Source organism: Frankia sp. AgB1.9 (assembly GCF_016786355.1).
Lineage (GTDB): Bacteria > Actinomycetota > Actinomycetes > Frankiales > Frankiaceae > Pseudofrankia.
Genome location: NZ_JADWYX010000001.1, coordinates 24908 through 50242, shown reverse-complemented (window position 1 = coordinate 50242; position 25335 = coordinate 24908). Strand labels below are relative to the sequence as shown.

Genomic DNA, 25335 nt, shown 5'->3' with positions numbered 1-25335 from the left:
CGCCGCTACGCCGCGGACCAGTGCCCGCTGGCCAACTCGGGGAACCGCGCCTCCCAGCGGCGACGCACCTGGGGCGGCAGCACCAGCTCACGCCACAGTCGCACGAGCGTGCGCCCATCCAGCCACCGCGAGAGGTCCGCCTTCTTCGACGCCTCACGCAAAACGGTCTCGTACATCCGGGCCAACCGACCCTGGCTGGCCAGGTCATAGCGGCCCGAACCTGACCAGTCCAGCCACCGGTCCAGGACGACCACTCCGGCGGTCGGACCACGAAGATCTTCAAGCGAGTCCGCCACGGCGTACGGGCGCACGTCGGCGTACCGCGACCCAGGCGGCGGGCCTCCGGACGACGAGCCACTCATCTCCCACACCGCCTTCCCTGCCTAGATCCTGACACACAGTGCGCCATCCCGTCCTTACGGTAGACCAGGCTTGGCCGGCCCCCAAGTGCGGAAGGCGACTTGGTCATCGCGCACTGAGCGGCAGACCACCGCAGGGGTCAGGAGCGACCTGAGCCGATCTCGCAGCTGCGGTGCCGACGATCTTGCCAACTTTTCCGGTCGGTCTCGATCCAGGTCGCACACCAACGGCGCGACTCAGAGCAGCCCCCGCCGAACAGCATGATCATTGTGGGCGTGGTGTGGGCGTGGACACCCCGGCATCACTCGACACGGCCCGACACCTGACGACGCGACACGCTCCCAAAACCCTGGAAACATAGGAAAACTTGACATCTAACGACACCGTTGGACACAGTTCGACAACTATTCTCCTTCGCTTTTAACCGGCGAGTTCAGGGTTCGAGTCCCTGACGGCCCACAACATCATAGTCCGCTGACCTGCATGGTTTCTTCGGCTTCGTCGGTCTCTGACCTCGCCCGAGCGCCCGTTTCCAGGTCGCTGGGCGGAGCGCTTCCGACGGGGCACGGCCGCCTCCACCTTCTCGGCCACCGCCTGGCCGGTCGAACGCAAGAGATGGGCGTACAGCTTCGCCGTGGCATTTGGCGAAGAGCGACCGAGGCGCTTGGACGCGAGCGTGATGTCGATGCCCTGGGCCAGCGAGATGCTCGCCGAGCCATGCCGCATGTCGTGCAGCCGGCGCCGGGACAGAAGATTCTGGCCAAGTTCCGCGCCGCACGGCACCGCAGCTTCGAGTGGCTCGGCGAGAGTCAGCACCGCTCCGGCACCGCGGCGCTTCGCGCACCCGGTCACGGTCACCTGGCCGACCGGCTGACGATCCACATAGGCGTCGATGTGCCGACCGGCTCGGCATGCCGGTTGCCGACTACCAGCGTCGTCGCGCCCGGATCGGCGTCGCGCACGAGCGCACAGCACAGACCGGCCCGCTTCGCGATCACCTGCATGTGGGCAGTGATGTACTCGGGCGCCAGATGGCTGCTGTCCGGCTTCGTGAACATCAGCCCTTCGAGGTGCACGAACCGTCCCTCGTTGTCGGGCAGTATCCCGTTGTCCCAGAGGTTCGCGCCGAGGTCGTCACGTTCGGAGTCCTGCGCCAGGCGATACGCCATCAGCGAGCCGAGCATCGTGGGACCCAGATCGACCTTGCGCTTGCCGGAGCGGGTCTTGGGCGGGCGTAGTCGGACCGCGCGGGCCTCTTCGTCGACCGGCTTGGCATCGACCCCGCCGACGGGACTTCAGAGGCACGGACCGGCAGTTCCCAACCGCGCTGGGCCGCACATCATCCGGCCGCGGAGTGGCACCCCACGACATCTACCGCGGAGCGCATCCGCAGCTGCGGTTAGACCGGATTTGGCCGCCATCGGTTTGGGATTGGCGTCGCGGGACGACCACGACACGCCATATGCCCGTGCGGCCTGACACCTCGAGAGGCGCGTGGCTCGGGTCCGCGTCGCTGCGTAAGGCTGGCCCTCGTACGAATCGAATCGATCTCTCCCATGCCCCAAGGAGGCTCCCTTGACCGACACGAACACCTACGCGTACGTCGACGCTGACACCCTCGACGTCCGGATCGTCCGTGGTGAGGCTGACACGGAAGGCACCATCGTCGGCCGCGTCGACGCCGCCGGCCTCCCAGCCCTCAGCGAATCCGCCGACAAGCTGCTCGCGACCCTCGGCGTCCGCCCCGTCAGCGACTGGCGCGATGTTGAGGGTGGCCTGTTCGCCGTCGTCGAGGAGACCGCGGCGGTGCCGACGGCCGGCTGACCGGCGACCACGAGCGCCCCGGTCTGGGCCCAGGCCGGGGTTTCTCTTCGCCCGGTTATAACGGTGGGGCGGCGAGCGGGATGTCTTCCACCTGGTAGCGGACGGAAGTCGTGAACGGGTCGAGACGTGCGGACCTACCAGATACGCGCACCGAGAGTCGACCTGCTTCGCGCCCACCAGGATGATCGTCTCTTGGCTCGACCGCGGGCCCTGGTCGTGGCTCGTCGCGCGCATGCTCGCGGTGTAGCGCCTCCGACGGTGGGTAGCCCGCCGGAGTGGGCCCGATCACACGGGGTGGTGTCTCCTGCCTGGGACCCAGGCGGGAGGTGCCTGAGCCCTGGACGGTCCTGGTCGATCTCCTCGATCTGCTGCGGGCCCGGCTGCACATGGATGTCGCGTGGCTCGGGCGGCTGGACGGGGATCTGCTCGTCCTGCAGATGGTCAGCGGCGACCTGGCGAACTACGGTGTGATGCCGGGCTGGAGTGTGCACCGTGATCAGTCACTGTTCGCCAAGGTCCTGTCTGGCGAGCTTCCCTCACTGATGGCCGACGTCCAGGCGGACCCACGCTCGTGCGGTCTGCCGGTCGTGACCGAGTTCGGGATCCGCTCTTACGCCGCGACGCCGGTCACGGACGTTCTCGGAAGGGTCTACGGAATGGTCGGCTGCATGGGCCGCGAGCCGTGCCCCTCGCTGCCCGAGCGTGACGGCGGATTACTCCGCATGGTCGCGTCCTTCCTCACCGAGTTCGTCATCGATCTTCGCCGGTTGTGGGACGAGCGCAGCGAGGTCTGGCGGCAGGTCCGGGAGGTACTCGATCAGGGCGGGCCGCGGATGGTCTTCCAACCGGTCGCCGACCTGACGACCGGCCAGACCGTGGCGGTGGAGTCGCTGGCCCGGTTTCCCGCCGGCGTGCGAGGGCCGGACGAGTTGTTCGCCGACGCGACCGGCACAGGGCTCGGGCGCGAACTGGAACTGGCGGCCGTCCGCAACGCGTTGCACGAACTCCCACAGATACCAGCCGACGTGCTCCTGGCCGTCAACGCGTCGCCTGCCACCGTGACGAGTCAGCTCGTCGACCTCGTCGTCCAGACCGGAACCCCACACCGCGTAACAGTGGAGATCACCGAACGCAACAAGATCGGAAACGACCGGGACGTGCTCCTGTCCTTGGAGGAGCTCCGCGGGCATGGCACCCACATCGCCGTGGACGACGTCGGTAGCGGCTACTCAGGGATCGAAGAGCTCCTGCAGCTACGACCGGACGTCATCAAGGTCGACGCCTTCATCGTCCATGGCATCGACTGCGATCCGGCCCGGCGGACCGTGGCCTCCGGGCTGGCCAGGCTCGCGGGTGACATCGGCGGGCACGTCGTAGCCGAGGGGATCGAGTCGAGGGCGGAACTCGACGCGGTCGTGGACGCCGGGATCGGCTACGGCCAGGGCTACCTGCTCGGACGGCCCTCAGCCGACATCCACGAGGCATGCCTCGGCAAGCAGCGCCCAACCGCCACACGGACTGGCGAGCGGACCCGCCGCATCCCGAGAATCCACGGTCCGCAGCTCTGACCCACCACAATCGGCCTGGCAGACGAGACCGCCCCGCCGGTCTCACTCCCCCGCCGAAATCCAAGCCTCGTCAGGCTGTCGTGATCCGAAAGGCGGGGCTACACTCCGGTCCCCCGGAAACGATCTGATCTCCGGGCGAGAGTCGCAACATCTCCGTGGGGGAGTACCCGATGACTGAGCCAAACTTATCGACCGGCGGCGACCTGACAGCTGCCCCGCACGTCGACCTACCGCCGGACGAGGCGGTAGTACCGAGTCCACAGCTGCCGTCGCCGTCCAGCCAGGCCGTCGTCGTCGCCCGGCCTCCGTTCGGCGGTCCGCCGGTCCCACGCAAGCAGGGCGCCTGGGGCCTGTGGTGGCTCTGCCTGATCACCTTCTCGATCTACTACCTCGTCTGGTACGACCGAATCAACAGCGAACTGGCAACCGTCCTCGGCCAGCCACGCAGGGCGAACAGCCAGTGGTGGAACCAGCTCATCCCAATCTGGAACCTCGTCGGCCTCGGCGCCACCGCGAAGCGCCTCAACGCCGCACACACCCTCGTCGGCTCACCGACCCAGGTCGGCGTCTTCACGTCCTGGTTCTGGGCGCCTGCGTGGTTCGCCTCGCAGACCCGCTACCTGCAGCGCCGCGTCAACATCCTGCACGACGTCCTCGCCTCGCAGAACGGCCCCACCGGAAGCTGAACCCGAACAGCCCGCCGCCGCATCACCGAGAATCCACTCTCGGGCGGACCCGGCCCAGGCCAAGACCGTAGGTCCAGCACGCATCCAGCGCGCTGGACCAACGGAGGGCGCCTAAAGCTGCAGGTTCGGCTGCAGACTGACGGCCGGACGCAGCAACCGCCGTCTGCTCGCCGCGCGTCGTGGGTCACCCAGACCCTCATCGAGATCCTCGGGATTGTCGGCCCGCGTCCGCTTCGTACCCCGGTTCCTCCCACACGAGGAGCGAGCCGCGCCTTCTAGGGATCTCTCGCCCCTCCCCGGCGAGCGTCAACAGGTCCGTCGGGGTGCCGAGAATGCCCCGGTTTCGTCGACCGTCCCTGTCATTCCTGGGCGGAAGTCGTTGCGCCAGCCGAAATCCTGCCTATTAGGATAATGGCTTTCCGGAATCCCCGCCACGCCTTCCCGTGTTAGCCTCAGGCGCCGCGCGGCGAGGTCGCAGACGATCGAGAAAAAACACGATCGTCGACATCGTGAAATGTGGAACAGAGGGCCCGGCCGGCCGCTGACGGTATCCGTCATTCCGCTTTCCATCGGAAGTGAGGGACTTCACCGCATGAACATTAATGCCGAGACGATCGCGCTCCGGGCCAGCCGGCGTGGACACTGGCTGCCCGTCCGCGAAGAAGCGCTCGTCGCGTTCCGGCACAAATTCGCGCAGGAGGCCAGGAAGCGGGGCCCCGGAGCGCCGCTCACGCCGCCCGTGCAGGATCTCGCGAATCTCGTGAACACCGATCCTGTTCTGCGCATGTACTTCACCCAGGCGATCGAGCAGGCGATCGCGGCCGGCTACGACCTCGGCTACCGCAACATCGACGAACTGATGGCCCTGATCAACGTGATCATGACCTACGCGCCGCCGTTCGACACCACCGAGCTCGTCGGCTGTCCGCTCAACGCGCTGCTCGACTGGCCCATGTGCATGCCCGCCGGTTTCCCGCTGTTCCGCTCGCCAGCGCTCAACGCGAAGCTCAAGGCCGTGCTGCAGTACTGGTGCGACTTCCTGAGCGGGCCCGACTCGCGGTACTACCTCATTCCCGAACCGCCGGGATGGTTCTCTCCGGAGGCCCTCACCTACCTCCGCATGTCAGAATTCGTCTGCGACCCCACCAAGCCGTACTACGATTTCAAGTCGTGGAACGACTTCTTCACCCGTAAGTTCAAGGCCGGCGCCCGGCCCGTGGACGGACCGACCGACAACACGGTCGTCGTCAGCGCCTGCGAGGCCACCCCCTACAACATCCAGAACAACGTGCAGCTCACGGACCGCTTCTGGATGAAGGCACAGCCGTACTCCCTCGCCGACATCTTCACGAGCTCACGCCAGGCACTCGCCGAACAGTTCGTCGGCGGCGACGTCTACCAGGCGTTCCTCAGCGCCTACAACTACCACCGCTGGCACGCACCCGTAGCCGGCACCATCGTCGCCGCCTACCCGCTGGACGGCACCTACTACTCCGACCTCGAAGCCGAAGGCCTCGACCCCGGCGGCCCCGACGACTCCCAGGGCTACATCAGCCAGGTCGCCGCCCGCGCGGTCATCGTGATCGACACCGGCGACCCGCGCGTGGGCACCGTGGCCTGCGTCTTCGTAGGCATGGCCGAGATCTCCTCTTGCGTGATCAAGGTCAACGAGAAGCAGAAGGTGAACAAGGGCGACGAGATCGGCTACTTCCAGTACGGCGGCTCCACCCACTGCCTGATCTTCCAGCGCGGCGTCATCCGAAGCTGGGTACCCAAGCCACCGTTCGACTTCAACACACCGCCCATCAAGCTCAACAGGCAGATCGCCACAGCCGGACGCTAAGAACAGAACAGGGTCTAACCAGCCAGAGCGGCAGCGGGGCACCGGCCCCGCTGCCGCGCGGCAGTTGCGCCGTCGGCGCAGGTGCGAGGTGGTGGCCGCTGCGAAAATACCGCGTTGATCGTTTTTGTCTATCGTCGCGGCTATGGACACCGGCCCTGAGCCTGAGCTTCCGACACGCGACCATGGCCATGCTCACGGTGGGCACGCGCACGAGGACGGGCATGCCCATCACGAGGCGGGACTTTGGGCGCGGCTTCGCCACGGACTCTCGGAGCTGGTCGGGGGCCACAGCCATGACAGCGGCGACCAGATCGACGACGCGTTGGAAGCTGACACCGCCGGGCGACGCGCCCTGCTGATCAGCCTCGCCGGTCTCGGCCTGACCGCCGCCCCTCAGGCCGTCGTCGTCGTGCTGTCCGGATCGGTGGCACTACTCGGGGACACCCTGCACAACGTCGCCGACGCGCTGACCGCGGTCCCGCTGCTCATTGCCTTCACTCTGGCGCGCCGCCCGGCCACCACCAGGTTCACCTATGGATATGGCCGCGCGGAGGATCTCGCCGGTCTTGCCGTCCTGACAATGATCAGCCTGTCGAGTGTGCTCGCCGCCTGGGCCGCGATCGACCGACTGCTGAACCCCCGGCACATCGATCATCTCGCCGCGGTGGCGGTGGCTGGGCTGATTGGCTTCGTCGGCAACGAGATCGTCGCTCGTTACCGCATCCGGGTCGGCCACCAGATCGGCTCCGCCGCCCTTGTCGCCGACGGCCTGCATGCCCGCACCGACGGCTTCACCAGCCTCGCGGTCCTCCTCGGCGCGGCGGGCGTCGCCCTCGGCTGGCGCTGGGCTGATCCCGTCGTCGGCCTCGCCATCACGATCGCGATCCTCGGAGTCCTGCGTTCGGCTGCCCGGGTCCTCGGCGCGAGGCTGATGGACGCCGTCGATCCCGACGTCGTCGCCGAAGCCAGGACCACCCTTCTGCACACCGAGGGCATCGACACCGTCCGCGAGCTGCGGCTGCGCTGGATCGGGCACACCCTGCGCGCCGAAGCCGACGTCACCGTCGATCCGAACCTGACGCTGGCCGCCGCCCATGACGTCGCGCACGCCGCCGAAGCCCACCTGCTGCGCCACCTCCGACGGCTGTCCGCCGCGACCATCCACACCAGCCCCGCCCACCACCACGCCACCCCCGCGCTGTAGCGACCCCCGGTCAGGGGCGCCGGGTCGTTCTCCAGAGGGTGAACTGGAGCAGGACGGCGACCGTGAAGGGTGCTCCGCCATGCCCGTTCCGCGCCATCGACCGTTCATGTAACCGTGGTTACATCGGCCGCATGAACGAAGGTGCACCGGTTTCCGGGCCGGGCGGCTCCGAGGGGCGGACGGGGAGCTGGGTGTTGCTGGCCTACCGGGTTCCGCGGGAGCCGTCACGGCCGAGGATCGCGGTGTGGCGGAAGCTGGAACGACTCGGGGTCGCCCGCCTCGGCGACGGCCTGGTGGGGCTGCCTGCCGACGCGCGGACGCGCGAGCAGATCGGCTGGATCGCCGACGAGGTCATGGAAGCCGGCGGCGCGGCGACCGTCTGGCTCGCGCAACCGACCACCCGCACGCAGGAACGCGAGATCGCCAAAGGGATGCGCGCGGCCCGCGCGGTGGAGTACCAGGCGCTGATCGACCAGGCAGCCGCCGCCGGAACGGAGACGGGAGTCGAGCGGACGCGCGCGGTACGCCGGCTACGCGGCGAGCTGCGCCAGATCGTCCGTCGAGACTTTTTCCCGCCCCCGCAGCGGGATTTGGCCAAAGCAGCGGTCGAGGCGCTCGCCGTGCCGGAACCGGCTGAAGCCGACGCCGCCCGGGAGCAGAGGTGAGGTGGGCGACTCGGGCGGGGGTCCACATCGATCGGGCCGCCAGTGCCTGGCTGATCCGCCGCCACGTCGACCCCGCCGCGGACTTCGTGTTCGCCGACGATCTGGCGGCGGTGCCGGCGGAGGCGACCCCGTTCGACATGCGCGGTGTCGAGCTGGGCCATCACGGCGGCGACTGCACGTTCGAGACGATCCTGCGCCGCTACGACCTGACCGACCCGGTGCTGTGGAAACTCGCCGAGATCGTGCACGAAGCCGACATCGACGACGAACGCTTCGACGCCCCGGAAGCCGTCGGCCTGGACGTGGCACTCCGCGGCCTTTCGATGATCCACACCGATGCCGAGGTGCTCACGCTGACCGGACCGCTGTTCGACGGGCTCTACGCCTACCACCGCCGTGCCCTGCTCGCGGACGGCCCACCCGCATGACCGCCGACACCGGGAACACGCCCGTGACGACCACCGAGCCGCGACCAGACACCATCGAGGCTCCAAGGACAGAATCCGCCACACCCAGCGAACCGGCTGCCAGCGTCGACACCGCGGCGACCGCCCACGACGGCGAAAGCGGGGCATCAGGTGATGTGGTTCCGTTTCGCCAGGCGACGCGAACCTGGTTTCTCATCTCGTTGCAGACTTTCGGCGGCCCGGCGGGCCAGATCGCGGTCATGCAGCGGCACCTTGTCGACGAACGCCGCTGGATCGGGCAACGACGCTTCCTGCACGCACTGAACTACTGCATGCTGCTTCCCGGCCCCGAAGCCCAACAACTAGCGATCTACATCGGCTGGCTACTCAACGGCCTACGCGGCGGACTCGTCGCCGGCACCCTGTTCGTCCTGCCCGGCATGGCCGCCCTACTGGGCCTGTCCGCGCTCTATGTCGGCCTCGGTGACACCACCGTCGTCACCGGACTGTTCGCCGGCCTCGCGCCCGCCGTCGTCGCGATCGTCGCCCAGGCGGTCTGGCGGGTCGGCCGCCGGGCGCTCACCGGACCGCTGCTCGTCGGGTTCGCGGTCGTCGCGTTCGTCGCCCTGGCCGTCTTCGGCCTGCCGTTCCCCCTGGTCATCGCCACCGCCGCTGGCGCCGGATGGGCTGTGCACCGCTGGCGGCCGGCAATGCTGCGCGGCGGCGACGGCCGGCACGGCGGCACGACGGACGGGCCACCGCCACTGATCCCCGACCACGTGCTGCACCACGACCCGCCCAGCACCCGCCGCACCGCAGGCGTCCTCAGCGTCGGCCTGGTCGCCTGGTTCCTGCCCATCGCCCTCGTCGCGGCACTCACCGGCACGAGCAGCGTCTACACCCAGCAGGGCCTGTTCTTCTCCGGCACCGCCGTCGTCACCTTCGGCGGCGCCTACGCCGTGCTCTCCTACGTCGCCCAACGCGCCGTCGAGCACTACACCTGGCTCTCCGCCCCCGACATGGTCCACGGCCTCGCCCTCGCCGAGTCCACCCCCGGACCGCTGATCATGGTCGTTCAGTTCGTCGCGTTCCTCGGCGCCTACCACCACCCAGGCGCCCTCGACCCCTGGCTCGCCGGCGTCGTCGCCTCGCTCCTGACGACCTGGGTGACGTTCGTACCCTGCTTCCTTCTCGTCCTGCTGGGCGCGCCCTACGTCGAACGACTCCGCGGAAACCACGCCCTGTCTGCGGCCCTGACAGCCATCACCGCCGCCGTCGTCGGCGTCATCGCCAACCTCGGCCTCTACTTCGCACTGCACACCCTGTTCACCACCACCCACACCCGCACCACCGGGCCCTTCCACCTCCAACTCCCGGCACTCGACGCCCTCCGACTCACACCAGTCGTGATCACTGGAGTCGCCGCACTCCTGATCTTCAGGCTGCGATGGCCGGTGCTCCGCGTCCTTGGCATCAGCGCCATCCTCGGCCTCATCGCCGCCCTCGCCCACCTGCCCGGAACCTGACCACGACACCGACCATCACCACGCCAGGTCACCGCCCACCAGGCCCAGCATCACCTCCCCGCGAGATCAAGCCGCCCCGCGCCTCTCCTTGGCGGTGCTTGTGCCGCAACCACAGACGTTCCGCATGGCCAGGAGCCAATCCGGGCCGCCGCGGGACCCCGGGGTCCAGGCATCGCGAGCGGTGTTCGTCCACGTTCCTAGACATCGCGAATTGTCTACGAACGCAGGCAACCTGTACTGTCTACGAGCGAAGGCAAATTGGGCCGCCTACGAGCGTGGACAGGACGACGCCATGGCCAACATCACCAACGCTCGTCAGTTCGGCGCCGAGGTTCGCGAGGCCCGCAACAAGCAGGGCCTTTCACAGGAGAACCTCGCCGCCCAGGCAGGGGTCTCCCGCGCCTGGCTGGCCAGGTTCGAAACCGGTCACCCCACAGCGAGTGTCGGTCCGCTCTTCCGGGTGCTCGCCGCCCTGGATCTGAGCCTTGACCTGGTTCAACGCACTGTCACCGAGGCCGAGGCCGCGGTGCTCGCTGCCCTCGCCGCACGGGCGAAGCGCTGATGGCCGCACGTAGCCTGCTGGTCGTGCTGTACGGCGTCCCGGTCGGCCGGGTCGCCCAGCGTCACGCCGCTGCCGAGCCCGAGTTCACCTACGAACCGGCCTATCTCGCAGCCAGACCGAGTAGTCCCCTCGGTGTCCGGATGCCACTGAGCGCAACGACCTACCGGGGCAAGAGCGTCCGTGCCTTCGTCGAGGGCGTCCTGCCAGAAGACCCCCGGACACGGCAGCGTTGGGGGGCCACGCTGGGCGTCGAGCCCGATGACACCCTGGCGCTCCTCGCCCACATGGGCTGGGACTGCCCCGGCGCAGTGCAGTTCTGCGAGCCCGACGCGCTCGACGAGATGCTCTCCCGTGCCCACGAAACGCGGCCCGTCAGCGACCGGGACATCGCCGACCGGCTCAGCGCACTGCGCACCGGGGATGCCGCCTCCTGGAGCCTTCCCGACGAGCACTGGTCGCTGCCGGGGCAGCAGTCGAAGTTCGCGCTCGCGAAGCTCCCCACCGGCTGGCACGAGGCGCACGGATCTGCCGCGACAACGCACATCATCAAACCCGGTATCGGACGCCTCCACCATCAGTCTCTGGTCGAACACGCCACGATGCGCGCGGCCAGCGCACTCGGGCTCGACGTCGCCCGCACCGAGTTCACCCGGTTCGGCGACGGCGAGCCGGCGATCGTCATCGAGCGCTACGACCGCGTCATCCTCGATGATGGCCGCGTCCTACGCCTCCATCAGGAAGACTTCTGCTCCGCCAGCGGACGGCTCCCCGCGAAGAAGTACGAAGCACACGGCGGCCCCGGACTCACCGACCTCGCCCGGATCGTCGAGCAGAACTCACGCGGCCAGGCCGCCGCCGCCCTGGCCGCAATCGGCGACTTCGCCGCCATCAACTACGTCGCCGGCGCACCCGACGGCCACTCGAAAAACGTGTCCCTCCTGCTGCTCCCCAACGAGATCAAGGTCGCCCCGCTCTACGACCTGGCCACCAGCCTCCCCTACGACACCTATCCAGGCCTGCGCGAGATCGCCATCGGGATCGGCGGCCGGCGGAAGTTCGGCCAGGTGCTCGGCAGGCACTGGGACCGAGCGGCTGCTGTCCTCGGTATCCCTGCCGAGCAGTACCGCACCACCGTCCGCGAGCTGGCGAGGCGCTTCCCGGACGCATTCTCCGACGCACTCACGCTGGTCGGCACGCCCGATGCCGAGGAAGTACGGAAACGCTCGATCGACCGCATCGCCCGGCACACCAGCCAGCTGGCGGAACGCCTCCACGACCCGAGAGAACCCTGACGCCACTGGGCCTGCCCGGCCTGCCAGCCAAGGCACCGCGCGACACCTGTTTTCCTTCGCTTCTAACCGGCAAGTTGGCGAAGACGTGCTGGCTGCCCTGCTCGCCGATCTCCCGCGGCCGACCCCGGCCCGGCCAGCTGGCCCCGCGCCCTCGTATCTGTCCGGCGCGCTCTGCGCGGTCGGATTCATCCTGGTCGGAGTCGGGGTGCTGCGCGAGCGCGCCCTGCGCGGTGCCGGCCGGTTCGTGCCGCTGCTGTGCGGCGTGTTCGTCTTCGTCGGCCTCCTCCCACTGGTCATGGGCGGCGGTGACCTGTTCTTCCTCGGCGTCGGTGGCTGGAGCGCACTCCTCGCCACCCTCGGAATAGTGATCACACGTAACTCCCGGGCCTGAACGGCTGACTACCGGGACAGACGGCGCCTCTATCTCGACGATTGTCTCGACAATGCTCGCCATCCCCGTCGTACGCCTGGTGGCGACGCCTTCGCGCCGCCGCCACCAGGTTGCCGTCACGATCTCCGTAGGTCGTGAGCGCCGCGAGTCAGGTGATCTGGAGGTCCACGGCGAGGATCTTGCTGAAGGCGGGCGGCGTCCCGACCGGAGTGGACAGGATGTAGTGGCCTGCGGCCAGGTTCGCCGTGGTGTAGGCGGCGGAGCCGTCCTGGCCCGGTTGGGCGACCGCGACTATGTCGGCGATCGAGGGGTTACCGAGATCGACTGTGTTGGTGCGGACCTGGTCCGCTGTGACCTGCGCGCCGTCCTTGATCTTGGCGACGAGGAGGATGAATCCGGTCTGCCCGGCCGGCGCGGTGTTGGTGAACGAGATGCTGACCGGCCCGGCCGGCAGCGTGGCGGGGGCGCCGGTGAGCTCGCCGTTGTCCACGACGTCCACCTTGGTCAGGCCGCAGATGTCGTGGCCGGACTTGTTGAGGGCCGTAAGGGCTCCGGTCACGGTGGCGTCGTCGGTGTTCAACGGGGTCCCGTGGCTGACGCCTTCGAGCGCGGTGGTGAGGATCTTGACGTCGGGGTCGAGGCCGGCAGGCACGTGCTTGGCGATGATGGTCAGGGAAGGCATGGCGGTGCTCGCCCACGAGGTGAGCTGCGCGGCGGTCGGGGGCGGGCCGTCGGAGTCCGCGCCGGGATAGGCAGTGATCGCCGCGTCGAAGGACGGCAGGGCGGCACACGCCGCCGCGAAGTCCGCGGTCGAGTCCCCGGCGACCGTGGCGGTCCCCGCCGACGGCTTGGCGGTCGAGGTGGCCGCCGGCGCGGCGGTGGAGGAACAGGCAGCGAGCGCGGCGACGGTCAGGGCCGCGCCGGCGAGGGCGAGCGGTGCGCGGGACAACGGCGGGCGAGACATGGTGGGACTCCCTGGAACGGGTCGACGAAAAGAAGGGTCGACGAACTCGGCAGAGCGCGGCGAGACGAGAAGAGCGAGACGAGAAAAGGGGCGTCGGAGCCGGCTTCAGCCGATCGACGCGCGGGAACGACGCTGGTCGCCGTAGAAGGTGACGACGGCCAGAGCGGTCGCCACCGCGCTGACCACGAGCCCGATCGCGGCTCCGTCGGAGTCGAGTGCCAGGCCGATGACCGCGGCGACGACGTTGGTCACGCCCACCGCGAGCGCCGACGGCTGACCCCAGGTCAACCGCCGCACCAGGCCATAGGCGGCGGCTAGGCCGACGGCACCGAGGACCGCGACGGGGATCGCGACCGGGAGTGGGATCGGGCCGTCGCCGCCGTCGAGAACGGTTCCGATGTTCATCAGCGAGATGAGGGTGAGGGCAGCGGCGGCGGTCCAACGGATGACGGTCATGGTGCCTCTTCCGGCTCGGAGCCTGGCGGTAGGCCAGACTGACGTTGACCGGACCGATGTTTCGTCGTCGTCCATTCCCGCGCACAGAGACGCCAGTCCCCGATCAATCCCGGGATAGCGGGAGGATATCCCGCTATCCGGGAAGCCCTGGTCATTGCGGTGGCCGCGACGGCTCAGGCATTGTTGGCCCATCGACACTTCCGTCACCTCCCCGATCGGCGTCGCGTTCCCGCGGCGCCATGCGACGTGGTGGGCGGGTGCGGCGCTGGTCCTCACCATGGCGGCCGCCGTGGCCACCACGGTCGAACTGGTCCAGGCGAAGTACGCGCCGTCGAATTTTCGGGAGGGGTTGCTGTTCGCGGTGACCTACGCGGTTCCCTATGCCGTCGTCGGCGGGTTTCTGATCAGCCGCCGACCCGATCTGCCGTTCGGCTGGCTACTCGCCGGCACGGCGGTCGCGGTCTCGGTGGGATCCGCGGTGGCCGGCGTCGCGACCCTCGCGGCGCTGCGCGGCGACACGTCCTCGCTCATCGGATGGGGTCACGCCGCTGGGAGCCTGGAATGGCTACCGGTCTGCGTTCAGGGACTCGTCAACGTGCGGTTCCCGTCCGGTCGGTTGAGCACGCGCGGGGATCGGCTGCTCGAACGCGCGCTCCTCGCCGGCTGCGGGATCGCTCTCTTCGCGGGCGTCTTCAACGGCACGACGTACTCCACCGTCCTGCCCGACGGGACGACCCGCCAGATCCGCAACTCGCTGACCAGCGGTACGACGATCGGCCACCTCGCATCCGATCTCACCGTCGTCGTCCCGATCGTGATCCTGCTGGGGCTTGTCGCCGGGCTGCGGGTGGTGCGCCGAGCCTGGAAGACCTCCGGCGTCGAGCGCGACCAGCTCCGCTGGCGCGCGTTCGGCGTCGTCCTCGCGCTGTGCCTGTTCCCACTGGCCGTGACGGACACCCTGCCCGAGGTGCCCAGCGCGCTCGACGGCGTCGTGTTCGTCGCGACACTCGCCATCCCGGTCGTCCGCTACCGGCTCTGGGCGATCGACACGATCATCCGGCGCTCGATGGTCTACGCGGTCGCGATCACCGTTGAGGTCGCGGCGTTCGCGGGCATCGCGGTGGGGATAGCGGCGGTCGCCTCCGAACGGTTCGGGCTTCTCGTCGCGGCCGCCGTGACGGCGGTCGCGTTCGCGCCGGCGCTCGGTCGCAGCCGGCGACTGGTCGATCATGTCTTCTATGGCGATCGCAACGATCCTTACCGCGCGCTGAGCGACGTCGGACGCCGGCTCGCGGCCGTCGCGGCGCCTGGCGAGGTGCTGCCGGGGGTCGTCGCCGCCGTCGCGGACTCGTTGCGGCTGCCGTATGTCGCCATCGAGCGCCCATCCGACGGTTCGGCGTTGGCGGTACACGGCGACCCGGCCATGGCCGAGGGCGCCGGGGCGGAGCGCTGGCCGGCGGTGTACCAGGGCGCGACGGTCGGAATGCTCGTGGCGTCGCCCCGGCGGGGGGAGGCCGTCTTCGACACGCGCGACCGCGTGGTCCTGGCCGACATCGCCCGGCAGGCGGGCGCGGCGGTGCACGCCGAGGCGCTCACCGCGGACCTGCGCGAGTCGCGCCAACGCCTGGTCAGCGCTCGTGAGGAGGAACGGCGGCGCCTGCGCCGGGACCTGCACGACGGCCTCGGCCCGCTGCTGACCAGCATCGGCCTCAACATCGACGCGGCCCGCGCCCGTCGCGCGCTGGCGACCAGTGGCGGCGCGAGCACCGAGACCCCCGACCCGCTGCTGGCCAGGGCCAAGGACGCCTCGTCCCAGGCGATCGCCGACCTGCGCGGGATCGTCTACGGCCTGCGACCTCCGGCCCTCGACGACCTCGGCCTGGCCGGCGCCGTCCGGACCCACGTCGACCGGCTTGTGGAAACCGGAGGTCCGCAGGTCGCGGTCGACCTCGACGGTCTGCCCGAGCTGCCCGCAGCCATCGAGGTCGCCGCATTCCGTATCACCGTCGAAGCGGTCACCAACGTGGTCCGCCACGCGCAGGCTCGCTGCTGCACCGCGCGGGTCCACGTCGACGACCAGGGGGCCCTCATTGTTGACGTGGCCGATGACGGGACGGCGCGCACATCCTGGCCGGCGGGAGTGGGCCTGCTCGCCATGCACGAACGTGCCGGCGAGGTCGGCGGCACGCTGACCGCTGGGCCGACGGCGGCCGGCGGCCGCGTCCGGGCCAGCCTCCCGCTGGCCGCGGGCCAGCCTGCGGCCAGGGCACTCCCCGCCGTCGAACAGCCTTCCGCCGCCGATCGGGGGACGGCGTGACGGACCAGACCACGGTCCTGATCGTCGACGATCACCCGATGGTGCGGCAGGGACTACGCGCGGTCCTCGACGCCACAGACGACATCGCGGTGCTCGGCGAGGCCGGCGACGGGCATACGGCGGTCGAACTCGCCGCCGCCCTTCGCCCCAACGTCGTGATCATGGATCTTCAGATGGACGGCATGCACGGAATCGACGCCACACGGAAGATCGTCACGGCGGATCCCGGCACCGCCGTCCTCGTCCTGACGATGTTCGAGGACGACGACATGGTGTTCGCCGCCGTAGCCGCCGGCGCAGCCGGCTACCTCCTCAAAGGAGCCGACGGAGGCGCCATCGCCACCGCGGTCCGCGCTGCCGCCGCTGGTCAGGCCGTTTTCGGCGCGGCCCTGGCGGTACGGCTACGGTCCTGGTTCGCCCGCCCTCCACGGCCGTCAGCCGCCGCATTCCCACAGCTGACCGACCGCGAGCGAGTCATCCTCGACGCGGTCGCGGCGGGCCTGTCCAACGGCCAGATCGGACAGCGACTGTTCCTGTCCACCAAAACAGTCGCCAACAATGTGTCCAACATCCTCGCCAAACTGCACCTCGCCGAGCGTGGGCAGGCAATCGTGGCAGCCCGGGAGGCTGGCCTGGGCCGCCCGAAACCCGACCACCCCCAGAACCTCTGAGCTGAGTGCCCGTTCCAGATCTTGGTGGGCAAACTGTCGACGCCGGAACCGAGTGCCCACGTTGTGCCTGCCGGCAGGCGCTGGGGGATGCCTGACGGCGACCCGGCGGCTCATCCGCCCCCGGCGTCCTCGGCCTCCCAGCGCAGCAGGTCGCCCGGCTGGCACTGGAGCACCTCGCAGAGCGCGGCGAGCGTCGCGAAACGCACCGCCTTGGCGCGGCCGTTCTTGAGTACCGCCAGGTTGGCGGGCGTGATCCCTACGCGGTCCGCGAGTTCCCCCACGGACATCTTCCGCCTGGCCAGCATCACGTCGATGTCGACGGCGATCGGCATCAGATCACCTCGTCCAGCTCGGCCTGCAGCTGCGAGGCCTCGACGTTGCGCGCGACGGCCTGGGCGAGCAGCGTCCGCAGCACGAGCACGAGGAGCGCGACCCCCAGGATGGCCACACCGACCCCGCCCATGATCAGGGTGACGCCCGGGTCGGCCCGCTGGCCCGGCGCGTTGATGGCCGTGACCGCGAACCACACGAGGGCGGCCGACACGATCGCGCCGATCACGACGTCCACGTATCGGAAGGCGTCGTGGGAGAACACGGTTCCGCGTCGCACCATCGCCACCAGGCGCCAGACGCAGACCAGGGCGACCTGGACCGACACCATGCCCAGGATCGTGATCACGCGCAGCGGGGTGAGCGGGAGCGACCCGTCCTCCGGGTCGCTCCCACTGACCAACGCCCAGACCATCCCTGTCTGTACGAACACGGTCCCGGCGAGGACCACCACGAGCACGGTGCGCAGCGCACGCACGGTCAGCTGTCCCACGGCCCATCCTCCCATCGATTTGCGATGGGAATCTATCGATGCTCGATAGGTATGGCAAGGGCTTGGACCTGCCGTTCCCACCGGCGCACCCTCACCTCGGCCAGGTCGACCACCGACTTCCAACGAAGGCAGGCCGGCCGCCAGCCCGTGCCGGCGTCCCCATAGATCGCTGTTTCGGCCCTCCGGCGGTCGTAGCCGCGTCTGTTTCATAGCCACCAGAGGGCCAAAACAGCGATCAAGACGATGGGCGGCTACGGCGGAACCGTGAACGGCCCAATCGACGGGGTGGAGATCGTCGGCCGCGGGTCGCAAGGCTGGCGCCGGCCGGAATGCGTGGCGTGGCGGAGCTCTTGCTACGGACATGACTGGCACGCCATTCGACCCGCACACGCTGCTCGCCGAGAGCCGGCTCGGTGTCCTCGCGACGATCAGGTCGGACGGCCGACCGCAGCTTTCTCCCGTCCTGCCCTTCTACGACCGGGGGTCCGGCGTCCTCTACGTCTCGATGACCGAGGGACGCGCCAAGACGGCGAACCTGCGGCGGGACCCACGAGCCGCGCTGGAGGTCACCCGTCCCGACGGCCGGGCCTGGGCCACCGCGGAAGGCGCGGTGACGCTCGTCGGGCCGGGTGCCGACCCGAACGGTTCCGAGGTCCAGGCACTCGTCGACTACTACCGCGCCGCGGCGGGCGAGCACCCGGACTGGGACGAGTACCGGTCAGTGATGGTGGCCGACCGCAGGGTCCTCATGCGCATGACGGTCGACCACGTCTACGGCGCCAACCTCGACTGACGAGGCGGTCTCGCGAGTCTCCGGCCGCGGGGGGCGTTGACTCGCCTTCGCGACGGCCGTCGTGGACCCGACATTCCAGGCTGGCCGAGCCCTTGAGGTGCATATTTTGGGCATTCAGGGCGCCGGAACCGAGGAGAAGTCGTGGCGAAGTCGTCGAAATTCAAAGGAGCAGGATCGTCCTTCATCCTGGGCGGACTGTTCCTGGCGGCCGGGGTCACCCATCTTGCCGCGTCGCTGGTCAGTTCATCCGGGGCGAACCCTTGGTACATCATCGCCGGGTGGTTCGTGATCGGGCTTCTTTACGTCGCTCGTGGGACTTACCTCGTCTCGCAGAGCAGAGCCAACCCGACCCAGCCCGAGGCCGTCCAGCTCCAGCCTACAAGCGGCGCGCTGGGAGAATAGACCCTCGATTCCCCGTTTCCCGGTTGACGGAGGCGAACAGCCTGCACGCCTCGGAAAAGTAGCGCGTCGGCGGCATCCTGAGCAGGCGCAGGGCGGCACGGTGGTTGACGGCGACGACCGCCGCGGAGGGAACGAAGAGGGCCCACCACACCGCGGTCAACAGAGCCCGTACCGGCGCGGGCAGCCCAGCGAATTCCAGTCGCAGGCAGTGAAGGTGGAAAGGAACGTGCTCCTGCTCGTCGGCGAGGATGCGTGCCGCGACCTCGCGGGTCAGCGGGTCGTCGGCGCCGTCGCGAACCGCCTGGTAATAGGGCAGCGCGCACACCTCAGCGACGGTCAGCACCATCACCTCGCGTCGCAGCCGGGCCCGCCAGCGTAGGGACCGAAAGACGGTGTCACTCCAGTGCGCCGTAATCGTCGGCCGCCCGGCGGCGGCGAGTAGTCGGCCAAGCAGTCGCGAGTGGTCCTGCTCCTCGTTGACGAACAGCCGCACAGCCGCGAGGTAGCCGGCCTGGCCGGATCGGGCGGCTGCCCGGATCATTCCGTCGCCGTCGCTTCCTTCACCGATCTGGAATCTGGCGAGGCTGGCCGCCAGAGCCGCGGGAATCTCAGCGCCCAGGCTCCAGTCCGGATCAGGCCGGTGCCGGTTCTCCTCGAACCGGCGTCGCCAGCGCTCGAATACATGGGCCGCCGTGGTGTCGAGCACGAGCCAAGGCTGCACGGCAACGCGCCGCCGACACGCGGCCTGTCGGATTGGCGACCACACCGCGATCTCCGCGCCGCTGTAGGAGGCGGCTCGCGTCAGACATGCCACGGCCCCACCGGGGTGAGCCGGCGGGGCCGTGGGCATCCTGGCTGAACGCGAGCGGGGTTCGGATGCCGTGGCGCCCGAACCCCGCCGCGGATCAGCCGCCGTTGTTGGTCGTCGTGAAGGTCACCGACGAGCTCACGGCCTCCTGAACGTAGTTGCTATCTCCGTTCGGGGCGAATGTCGCGGTCACAGTGAAGATGTCGATGACCCCAAGAGTGCTGATCTTGAACGTCAGCACCGGCAGATTCGCCGTCGGATTGAGCGCCGGGACGAACGGGCAGTCGGAACCGCCCTGCGTCTCACAGGTCCAGACGACCACGCCGGTAGGCGCTGGGGCCGACGCGTTGTCGGCGTTGGCGAAGAACGCAGTCCAGCTCAGGTTGCCCGGGTTGCCGAGGTCGACGTTGTCGGACGGTGGGTTGTTGGGGTCGGGGCTGATCACGACCGCGACCGGCGCCGGCGCCGAGGTCTCGACCGCCTCTGCCCCGTAGGCGGCGGAGGACGCGTTCGTCGCGGTCGCCGTGACGTTGACGGCCTGTTCGCCGGCGGAGACATTCCCGGCCAGCGCACTGACCGTGAGCGTCGCGCTGGCACCAGGCGCCAGGTCACCGATCGTCCAGGTGCTGGTCCCCTGGTCGAAGGACGTCGAGCTCGACGGCGTCACCGTCGGCGACACCAGGCCCGTCGGAAGGTCGACGCTGGCGGAAACGCCCGTCGCGGTGACAGCGCTGGTGTTCTTCACCGTCGCCGTGAACGTGACGTCGGTGTAGTACGCCGGCGAGCTACTGCTGACCGACACCGTGACCGCGAGGTCGGACTTCGTCGGCGGCGGAGGCGTGTACGTGGGCGTGAAGGTGCTGGCCGTGCTCGCCACGTCCTGGACGTAGTTGCCGTTCGCGGGGTCGGGAGTGAAGATCGCGTACAGCGTGGTCTCGCTGATCGGCAGACCAGTGGTCGAGAGTGACAGCGTCGGGCCGTCGAACGAGGCGATTCCGCAGGGCTCGCCGTTGGCGCCGATGCAGCTCCAGCGGAACGTCCCCGTCGGCGCCGGGGCAGCCGGGTTGGCGGCGTTGGCGGCTGACGCGGTCCAGCTGACCGTGCCGGGCACGCCGACGTCGATCGGGTTGGGGTTGGCCGGGTTCGGGGTGATGGTGACCGCGATCGATGCCGGCTTGGACGTCTCGGTCGCCGAGGCCGTGTTGTTCGTCAGGTTCGGGTCGGTCGTCGTCGAGGTGACGGTGGCGTTGGCGGTCTGAGCGCCGAGGGCGACGTCACCCGCGAGGCCGCTGATCGTCAGGGTGGCGCTGGCACCGGCGGCCAGGCTCCCGACCGTCCAGGTACCGGACGCCTGGTTGTAGGTGGTGGAGCCCGACGGGGTCGCGGTGGGCGAGACCAGTCCGGCCGGTACCGCGGCCTGTACGACGACACCCGTCGCCGCGGCCGTGGCGCTGGTGTTCGTCACCGTGGTCGTGAAGGACACGCTCGTGTAGTAGGTCGGCGTGGCAGTGGAGACGATCTCCGTGACGGCCAGGTCGGCGCTGGTCTGCGTCGTCCCGCCGACGGTCAGCGTCGCCGTCGCCTTGATCTTGCCGCTGGCCGCCGTGACGGTGTGGACACCGGCCTTGCTCGCGGTGCAGACCGCGCCGGTGCACTTGCCGTCCGGGGTGATCCCGAAGGTGACCTTGCCCAGGGCGGCGGAGCTGAGCGCGTTGCCGGCCGCGTCATACCCGGCGACGGTGTAAGCCTGGCTCCCGCCAGCGGTGATCGTCGCCGTCGCCGGGCTGATCTTCAGCGTGGCCAGCGGGCCAGGCTTGATCTGGACCGTGTCGGCTCCGGTGAAGGCGACCGGAGACGAGCCCGTCGGCGTGAAGGTGGCCGGGAACTCGTACACGCCCACCGCGCCAGGCACAGTGACGTTGGTCATGAGAATGGCCCCGACCTTGCCCGCCGCGCAGTTCGTGGCGATGGACAGGATGGTCGAGCCGTTGGCCTGGAGCGCTGTACCGGAAACGCTGAAACGTGCGCAGGTCGAGGCTGTCAGCACATTCCCCGGCGCCGCCAGCGCGCCGGTCCGCGGCGCGGAGAAGCCCTTCGGGACGACGATCCTGATCGTGCCGGTCACGGACGCCTTCGCGGGCGCCGTGTAGGACCAGCCCAGCGGGACGCCGTGGGCGCCGCTGTCGGCCTGCCCGGTCACGAGCTTCAGAGTTCCGGGACTGGCCGGCGCCGCGACCGCGGCACCTCCGACCAAGGTGGTGATCCCGAGCGCTGCGCCCGCGACCACGGCCCCCCGTTTGAGCCAGCCGACCCCCCGCGGCCGGCCACGCGCGAAACCAATGCCCATTTGCTTTCCCCCAGCCATATGTGACACCGACCGCCAACCGTATCGGAACGGCGACAAGCCAGAGTGGTATCCAGATGGCCAGCGCGGGAAGCTCCCGACTGTGCCCAATTCTTGGACGACGCCTGACCCCTAGATGGGGGTCAGGTGGACCGGGACACCGAGAAAACCAGGACCCGCCTTGTCGTCGGCGGGCCCACCGACCTGACGTCGCCGCCGACGTCGCTCTGATGCGCCCTGCCTGTCCGACGACCACGCACGTAGTGGCATGATCCTTTAGAAGCTGATGCACGGGTCGTTCGGGGGGACGCGATGGCTGACGGGTCGACGGACAGCGTTCAGGCGGCGGTGGAGCTGCCCGGGCCGGAGGCGGTCACGCAGCGGTGGGTGCTGGCGTATGAGGGCAGCCAGCAGATCCGCCCGGTTCCGACGGGGGCGCCGCAGCCCATCGGGAAGCCACTGGTAATCGGGCGACAGGGACGGCTGGCGCTCGGGGTCGAGGTGCGCAACAAGGGCATTTCCCGCGAGGCCCTGGTCATCACCGCGACCGAGATCGGCTGGGATGTGGGCGTTCCCAATGCCAACGGCGCGGTGCTGCACGCTTGGGGGCAGAGTCCCGAGCGGCTCGCGAAAAGGCAGACGATCAGGTGGCCGCGCGTCGCGATCCGCGTGCTCGACCCGGTGCGGGCCGACCGGACGGCTACCGAGCATTGGATCCTGTTGGAGGCCGACGACCTACCCATCACACGTGCCGGCCCTCAGGTGAGCCGCGGAACCAGCACCAGTACCAGCAGGACGGTCACCGGCGAGTTGCCTGGCGAACTGTCGGCAGCGCAGTCGGAAGCGGTATGGACCGTCTTCGGCGGCATGCTCTCCTGGCCTCCATTGTTGGCCGCCGAACCCTTGGTGCTCAAACAGGCGGCGTCCAGGATCGGGATCAGCCCGCAGGCGGTGCGCGACCGGCTGGACGACGTTCTCGGCCGCGCCCAGCGCCTCGGCTTCAGCCACAACGTGGGCCTGACCAACCCGGAGTACATCTACTTCCTGGTCAAGGCCGGATATCTCAGACCGCCGGCACCCGTCCCCGGCCGGGTGATTCTTCCCTGGCTTCAGTGACGTGGGTGGGTTTCCGTCCCCACCCACGTCACCGCCCGTCAGCCGCCCGGAAGACCCGAGTAGGTGTTGCAGACGGCATAGCCGTTCAGATAGACATAGTCGCCGGTAGAGGAGTTCGCCTCCAGTTCAAACGGGCCGCCATCCAGTGTCGCGGTAAGCGTGCCGACGTCACCGGTGGAGGTGGCCGCCACCGGCCCGACGCTCGTCTGAAGAAGCTGCAGATTCGCGGTCACAGAATTCGAGTTCGCGGAACTCTTGGTCGCGAACTGTACGACCAGAGATGTGCAGGTGTTGGCCGGGAACTTGAGCAGGTCGACCCAGTTCGGCGACTGGGTAGAACCGTAGTCGTAGTACTGGAAAAGTTTTCCGCCCGCCGGGATCGTCCCTGCGTCGTCATTGTCGCATTCTGCGTTCTGCGTACGGCACAGCAACTGGACGCCGACCTGGGTCGGTGAACCCAGAGTATTGATGAAAGTGGCGCTCGGTGACACGCTGGGACCGCTGTTCTTTCCCGCACCATCGGTGGGAAGTCCGTCGGTCGGAGTCGGGGTGTCAACAGCGGTGGAGGACGTCGTCGCCACGGTGCTTGGGGCGTCCGTCAGCGAGGTTGGCAGGCCGCCGGATTGACCCGTGAGTTGTCCGTTGGCGCCATTCCTGCCGCCGCTCTGGCTGATGATCACTGCGACTGCCGCGATGAGGACGACGGAGATGGCGACCAGGCTGGGAACCAGCCAACGACGCCCGCGATGGTCGCCGCCGGGCGGCGGACTCGCGTACGCGCCGAAGGATGACCGCCCGCCTGACGGGTAGGCGTCGTCGTTGCTCGGTGAACCGGCCGGGGCGAACGGGGCCGGGCTGCCCGGGTAGGGCTGGTCGGAGGGCAGCAACACCGTCGTGCCACTTCCGGGCGGCTCCACAGGCGGGGTCATGTCGTAGCCGACGTCGCCGGTCGGCGCTGCCTCCTCCGCAGCCGTGAACTCAGCGGTAGCGAGCGCCGAGATGACGGACGTCGAGCCAGCCGGGACGGAGGATCTCGGCGCGCCGCCCCAGGGGCCCGCGACCGTACCGGTCACGGGGAGCAGGTCGCCGCCGGTGGAGGCGGTGGTCGCGGACTGGCGGGTCCGGTCAAGCCAGTCGACGAGGCGACCGCCCCGCGCCTCGGCGGGAGTCGCGAGCGAGTCCTGGATGTGCTGGATCAGATCATGCCTGGTGGAGGTCAGCTCGTTACGGTGCAGCGCATCGGCGAGCGCCACCTCGTCCAGCCAGCCCGCCGCCGGCTGGGCCGGCAGCGGCCGGCCAAGAAGCAGCACCTGGGCGACCGTCACGACGAAGGCCCATTTGTCCGCGGCCGGAGTGACCATCGCACCCGGCTCGCGCAGCTCGGGCGCCGCGTAAGGCCGGCTGTATCCGACGACCCCGGTCGCGTCGGTCAGCCGCGCGAGGCCCAGGTCGACGAGCATGGGCTTGCCATCCTTGTCGACCACGATGTTCGCGGGCTTCACATCACCGTGGGCCACCGGTACGTGGGTGGCGGTCCCCGAATGCATCTCATCCAGGGCCGAGGCGACGCTTCGCAGCTTCTTGAGCCTGTCGCCGACCGTCGCCTTCGGATTCTCGTCGCACCATTCCAGCAGCGACATGCCGTCGATGTGATCCATCACGACGTAGCGCTTCCGTTGCTTCGGGTCCGCGGCTCCGGCGCGGTGCATCGGCGCACCGGTGAAAACCTCGATGACCCGGACGAGGTTCGGGTGATGAAGGCTGAGAAGCAGCCCACCAGTGTTCTGCTCCCACGTGTCGTCGCGGTCCTGTTGTGCTGGGAGGATCTTCACCGCGACCTCGTGCCGGCCGGATTCCGAAAGGTGCCGGACGGCCTTCCAGACTTCACCTTCGCCGCCACCACCAATGCTTTCGAGCATCCGGTAGGTCTCGGGACTGGTGGGTGGACCGACCCAGGAGTCGGCGTCAGACATGGTGCCCCCGTAAAGACTTCTGATGGGCCGAGCGGCGATGGCTGGGCCGCACGGTCGAGGTGCCACCGCGCAGGTTCCAGGTCCGCCCCGAGAGAAGCGGGTGACCGTTGGCTGCGCGGCATCTCGATGGAAAGAAGCGGATCGGGACGATATCGGCGTGCCAGCGGCCCTGTGCAAGGGGGTCGTCGCAACGCGGCATCACCCCATCACCGCACGAGACGGAATGGTTGCCTACCCTGCTCGTGCACAGGGTGCTGGCGTCACCACCCTGTGAATGAACAGGCTCGGCGAAGCGGGCGCTCCCGGATGAGATCTCTCCAGAGGCCGCCCCGCTTTCAGG

Annotated in this window: 26 protein-coding genes; 16 read left to right on the top strand and 10 right to left on the bottom strand. The window is 69.1% G+C overall.

The window, feature by feature from the left end; translation table 11 throughout:
- Positions 1–5: 5 nt before the first annotated feature.
- The 3 genes from I6A60_RS00255 to I6A60_RS00245 all read right to left on the bottom strand — a co-directional run bounded on the left by I6A60_RS00255 (position 6) and on the right by I6A60_RS00245 (position 1529).
- On the bottom strand, positions 6–362 hold the full coding sequence (locus I6A60_RS00255; RefSeq protein WP_203012941.1) for a hypothetical protein: 357 nt from the start codon (positions 360–362) through the stop codon (positions 6–8).
- A 418-nt stretch (positions 363–780) separates the two neighbouring features.
- The gene (locus I6A60_RS00250) at positions 781–1218 is read right to left on the bottom strand and encodes a recombinase (RefSeq protein ID WP_203012939.1); all 438 of its coding nucleotides are present in this window, start codon (positions 1216–1218) and stop codon (positions 781–783) included.
- Positions 1215–1529, bottom strand: a complete 315-nt coding sequence (locus tag I6A60_RS00245) for a hypothetical protein (RefSeq protein WP_203012937.1) — start codon at positions 1527–1529, stop codon at positions 1215–1217. Before I6A60_RS00245 ends, I6A60_RS00250 begins: the two co-directional genes overlap by 4 nt.
- 406 nt (positions 1530–1935) lie before the next feature.
- Between I6A60_RS00245 and I6A60_RS00240 the strand changes: the two genes are divergently transcribed.
- The 11 genes from I6A60_RS00240 to I6A60_RS00190 all read left to right on the top strand — a co-directional run bounded on the left by I6A60_RS00240 (position 1936) and on the right by I6A60_RS00190 (position 12328).
- Entirely contained in the window at positions 1936–2184 is a 249-nt protein-coding gene (locus tag I6A60_RS00240) for a hypothetical protein (RefSeq protein WP_203012935.1), read from the top strand.
- A gap of 326 nt (positions 2185–2510) precedes the next feature.
- Positions 2511–3752, top strand: coding sequence for an EAL domain-containing protein (locus I6A60_RS00235; protein WP_307838626.1), 1242 nt, complete (start codon positions 2511–2513; stop codon positions 3750–3752).
- 170 nt (positions 3753–3922) lie between these two features.
- Positions 3923–4438, top strand: coding sequence for a DUF4234 domain-containing protein (locus I6A60_RS00230; RefSeq protein ID WP_203012924.1), 516 nt, complete (start codon positions 3923–3925; stop codon positions 4436–4438).
- A gap of 592 nt (positions 4439–5030) precedes the next feature.
- Positions 5031–6281, top strand: a complete 1251-nt coding sequence (locus tag I6A60_RS00225) for a phosphatidylserine decarboxylase family protein (protein ID WP_203012921.1) — start codon at positions 5031–5033, stop codon at positions 6279–6281.
- Positions 6282–6423: 142 nt separating this feature from the next.
- Positions 6424–7485 carry a cation diffusion facilitator family transporter gene (locus tag I6A60_RS00220; RefSeq protein WP_203012918.1) on the top strand — a complete coding sequence of 354 codons (1062 nt, stop codon included), beginning with the start codon at positions 6424–6426 and terminating at the stop codon, positions 7483–7485.
- 131 nt (positions 7486–7616) lie between these two features.
- Positions 7617–8150: a Chromate resistance protein ChrB gene (locus tag I6A60_RS00215; protein WP_238434495.1), complete on the top strand. Its 534-nt coding sequence runs from the start codon at positions 7617–7619 to the stop codon at positions 8148–8150.
- Positions 8147–8578 (top strand): chromate resistance protein ChrB domain-containing protein, encoded by a 432-nt coding sequence (locus I6A60_RS00210; RefSeq protein ID WP_203012913.1) that lies wholly within the window; start codon positions 8147–8149, stop codon positions 8576–8578. The genes I6A60_RS00215 and I6A60_RS00210 overlap by 4 nt, the downstream gene beginning before the upstream one ends.
- On the top strand, positions 8575–10083 hold the full coding sequence (gene chrA / locus I6A60_RS00205) for a chromate efflux transporter (protein ID WP_255544962.1): 1509 nt from the start codon (positions 8575–8577) through the stop codon (positions 10081–10083). Before I6A60_RS00210 ends, chrA begins: the two co-directional genes overlap by 4 nt.
- A gap of 292 nt (positions 10084–10375) precedes the next feature.
- Positions 10376–10645 carry a helix-turn-helix domain-containing protein gene (locus tag I6A60_RS00200; RefSeq protein ID WP_203012903.1) on the top strand — a complete coding sequence of 90 codons (270 nt, stop codon included), beginning with the start codon at positions 10376–10378 and terminating at the stop codon, positions 10643–10645.
- Positions 10645–11937, top strand: a complete 1293-nt coding sequence (locus I6A60_RS00195; RefSeq protein ID WP_203012900.1) for a type II toxin-antitoxin system HipA family toxin — start codon at positions 10645–10647, stop codon at positions 11935–11937. The genes I6A60_RS00200 and I6A60_RS00195 overlap by 1 nt, the downstream gene beginning before the upstream one ends.
- Before the next feature lie 85 nt (positions 11938–12022).
- Positions 12023–12328 (top strand): hypothetical protein, encoded by a 306-nt coding sequence (locus I6A60_RS00190; RefSeq protein ID WP_203012897.1) that lies wholly within the window; start codon positions 12023–12025, stop codon positions 12326–12328.
- Positions 12329–12476: 148 nt separating this feature from the next.
- Here the strand turns inward: I6A60_RS00190 and I6A60_RS00185 are convergent, their stop codons facing one another.
- Positions 12477–13292, bottom strand: a complete 816-nt coding sequence (locus tag I6A60_RS00185) for a hypothetical protein (protein WP_203012894.1) — start codon at positions 13290–13292, stop codon at positions 12477–12479.
- A gap of 105 nt (positions 13293–13397) precedes the next feature.
- Entirely contained in the window at positions 13398–13748 is a 351-nt protein-coding gene (locus I6A60_RS00180) for a hypothetical protein (RefSeq protein ID WP_203012891.1), read from the bottom strand.
- 277 nt (positions 13749–14025) lie between these two features.
- Between I6A60_RS00180 and I6A60_RS00175 the strand changes: the two genes are divergently transcribed.
- Together I6A60_RS00175 and I6A60_RS00170 are read left to right on the top strand one after the other, a co-directional pair.
- Positions 14026–16065: a sensor histidine kinase gene (locus tag I6A60_RS00175; RefSeq protein ID WP_203012888.1), complete on the top strand. Its 2040-nt coding sequence runs from the start codon at positions 14026–14028 to the stop codon at positions 16063–16065.
- Complete coding sequence (locus I6A60_RS00170) at positions 16062–16736, top strand: response regulator transcription factor (RefSeq protein ID WP_203012872.1); 675 nt, start codon at positions 16062–16064, stop codon at positions 16734–16736. The genes I6A60_RS00175 and I6A60_RS00170 overlap by 4 nt, the downstream gene beginning before the upstream one ends.
- A 110-nt stretch (positions 16737–16846) precedes the next feature.
- Here the strand turns inward: I6A60_RS00170 and I6A60_RS00165 are convergent, their stop codons facing one another.
- Together I6A60_RS00165 and I6A60_RS00160 are read right to left on the bottom strand one after the other, a co-directional pair.
- On the bottom strand, positions 16847–17068 hold the full coding sequence (locus tag I6A60_RS00165) for a helix-turn-helix transcriptional regulator (RefSeq protein ID WP_203012869.1): 222 nt from the start codon (positions 17066–17068) through the stop codon (positions 16847–16849).
- On the bottom strand, positions 17068–17559 hold the full coding sequence (locus tag I6A60_RS00160; protein WP_203012867.1) for a DUF2975 domain-containing protein: 492 nt from the start codon (positions 17557–17559) through the stop codon (positions 17068–17070). Before I6A60_RS00160 ends, I6A60_RS00165 begins: the two co-directional genes overlap by 1 nt.
- Positions 17560–17920: 361 nt before the next feature.
- Between I6A60_RS00160 and I6A60_RS00155 the strand changes: the two genes are divergently transcribed.
- On the top strand, positions 17921–18352 hold the full coding sequence (locus tag I6A60_RS00155; RefSeq protein WP_203012865.1) for a PPOX class F420-dependent oxidoreductase: 432 nt from the start codon (positions 17921–17923) through the stop codon (positions 18350–18352).
- 141 nt (positions 18353–18493) lie between these two features.
- On the top strand, positions 18494–18754 hold the full coding sequence (locus tag I6A60_RS00150; protein WP_203012863.1) for a hypothetical protein: 261 nt from the start codon (positions 18494–18496) through the stop codon (positions 18752–18754).
- On the opposite strand, the gene I6A60_RS00145 is transcribed toward I6A60_RS00150, so the two are convergent.
- Positions 18729–19460, bottom strand: a complete 732-nt coding sequence (locus I6A60_RS00145; RefSeq protein ID WP_203012861.1) for a ferritin-like domain-containing protein — start codon at positions 19458–19460, stop codon at positions 18729–18731. The genes I6A60_RS00150 and I6A60_RS00145 overlap by 26 nt on opposite strands.
- Before the next feature lie 199 nt (positions 19461–19659).
- The gene (locus I6A60_RS00140) at positions 19660–21849 is read right to left on the bottom strand and encodes a DUF11 domain-containing protein (protein ID WP_203055529.1); all 2190 of its coding nucleotides are present in this window, start codon (positions 21847–21849) and stop codon (positions 19660–19662) included.
- Between the two features lie 405 nt (positions 21850–22254).
- On the opposite strand from I6A60_RS00140, the gene I6A60_RS00135 reads away from it, so the two are divergent.
- Positions 22255–23022, top strand: a complete 768-nt coding sequence (locus I6A60_RS00135) for a hypothetical protein (RefSeq protein WP_203012857.1) — start codon at positions 22255–22257, stop codon at positions 23020–23022.
- A 38-nt stretch (positions 23023–23060) separates the two neighbouring features.
- On the opposite strand, the gene I6A60_RS00130 is transcribed toward I6A60_RS00135, so the two are convergent.
- Positions 23061–24995 (bottom strand): protein kinase, encoded by a 1935-nt coding sequence (locus tag I6A60_RS00130; RefSeq protein WP_203012854.1) that lies wholly within the window; start codon positions 24993–24995, stop codon positions 23061–23063.
- Between the last annotated feature and the right edge of the window lie 340 nt (positions 24996–25335).

Coding starts and splice junctions, on each gene's coding strand:
- I6A60_RS00185 (WP_203012894.1), bottom strand. CDS start 13,292: ATGTCTCGCCCGCCGTTGTCCCGCGCACCGCTCGCCCTCGCCGGCGCG.
- I6A60_RS00155 (WP_203012865.1), top strand. CDS start 17,921: ATGACTGGCACGCCATTCGACCCGCACACGCTGCTCGCCGAGAGCCGG.
- I6A60_RS00245 (WP_203012937.1), bottom strand. CDS start 1,529: ATGGCGTATCGCCTGGCGCAGGACTCCGAACGTGACGACCTCGGCGCG.
- I6A60_RS00130 (WP_203012854.1), bottom strand. CDS start 24,995: ATGTCTGACGCCGACTCCTGGGTCGGTCCACCCACCAGTCCCGAGACC.
- I6A60_RS00195 (WP_203012900.1), top strand. CDS start 10,645: ATGGCCGCACGTAGCCTGCTGGTCGTGCTGTACGGCGTCCCGGTCGGC.
- I6A60_RS00200 (WP_203012903.1), top strand. CDS start 10,376: ATGGCCAACATCACCAACGCTCGTCAGTTCGGCGCCGAGGTTCGCGAG.
- I6A60_RS00220 (WP_203012918.1), top strand. CDS start 6,424: ATGGACACCGGCCCTGAGCCTGAGCTTCCGACACGCGACCATGGCCAT.
- I6A60_RS00180 (WP_203012891.1), bottom strand. CDS start 13,748: ATGACCGTCATCCGTTGGACCGCCGCCGCTGCCCTCACCCTCATCTCG.
- I6A60_RS00230 (WP_203012924.1), top strand. CDS start 3,923: ATGACTGAGCCAAACTTATCGACCGGCGGCGACCTGACAGCTGCCCCG.
- chrA (WP_255544962.1), top strand. CDS start 8,575: ATGACCGCCGACACCGGGAACACGCCCGTGACGACCACCGAGCCGCGA.
- I6A60_RS00165 (WP_203012869.1), bottom strand. CDS start 17,068: ATGCCGATCGCCGTCGACATCGACGTGATGCTGGCCAGGCGGAAGATG.
- I6A60_RS00215 (WP_238434495.1), top strand. CDS start 7,617: ATGAACGAAGGTGCACCGGTTTCCGGGCCGGGCGGCTCCGAGGGGCGG.
- I6A60_RS00175 (WP_203012888.1), top strand. CDS start 14,026: ATGGCGGCCGCCGTGGCCACCACGGTCGAACTGGTCCAGGCGAAGTAC.
- I6A60_RS00225 (WP_203012921.1), top strand. CDS start 5,031: ATGAACATTAATGCCGAGACGATCGCGCTCCGGGCCAGCCGGCGTGGA.
- I6A60_RS00255 (WP_203012941.1), bottom strand. CDS start 362: ATGAGTGGCTCGTCGTCCGGAGGCCCGCCGCCTGGGTCGCGGTACGCC.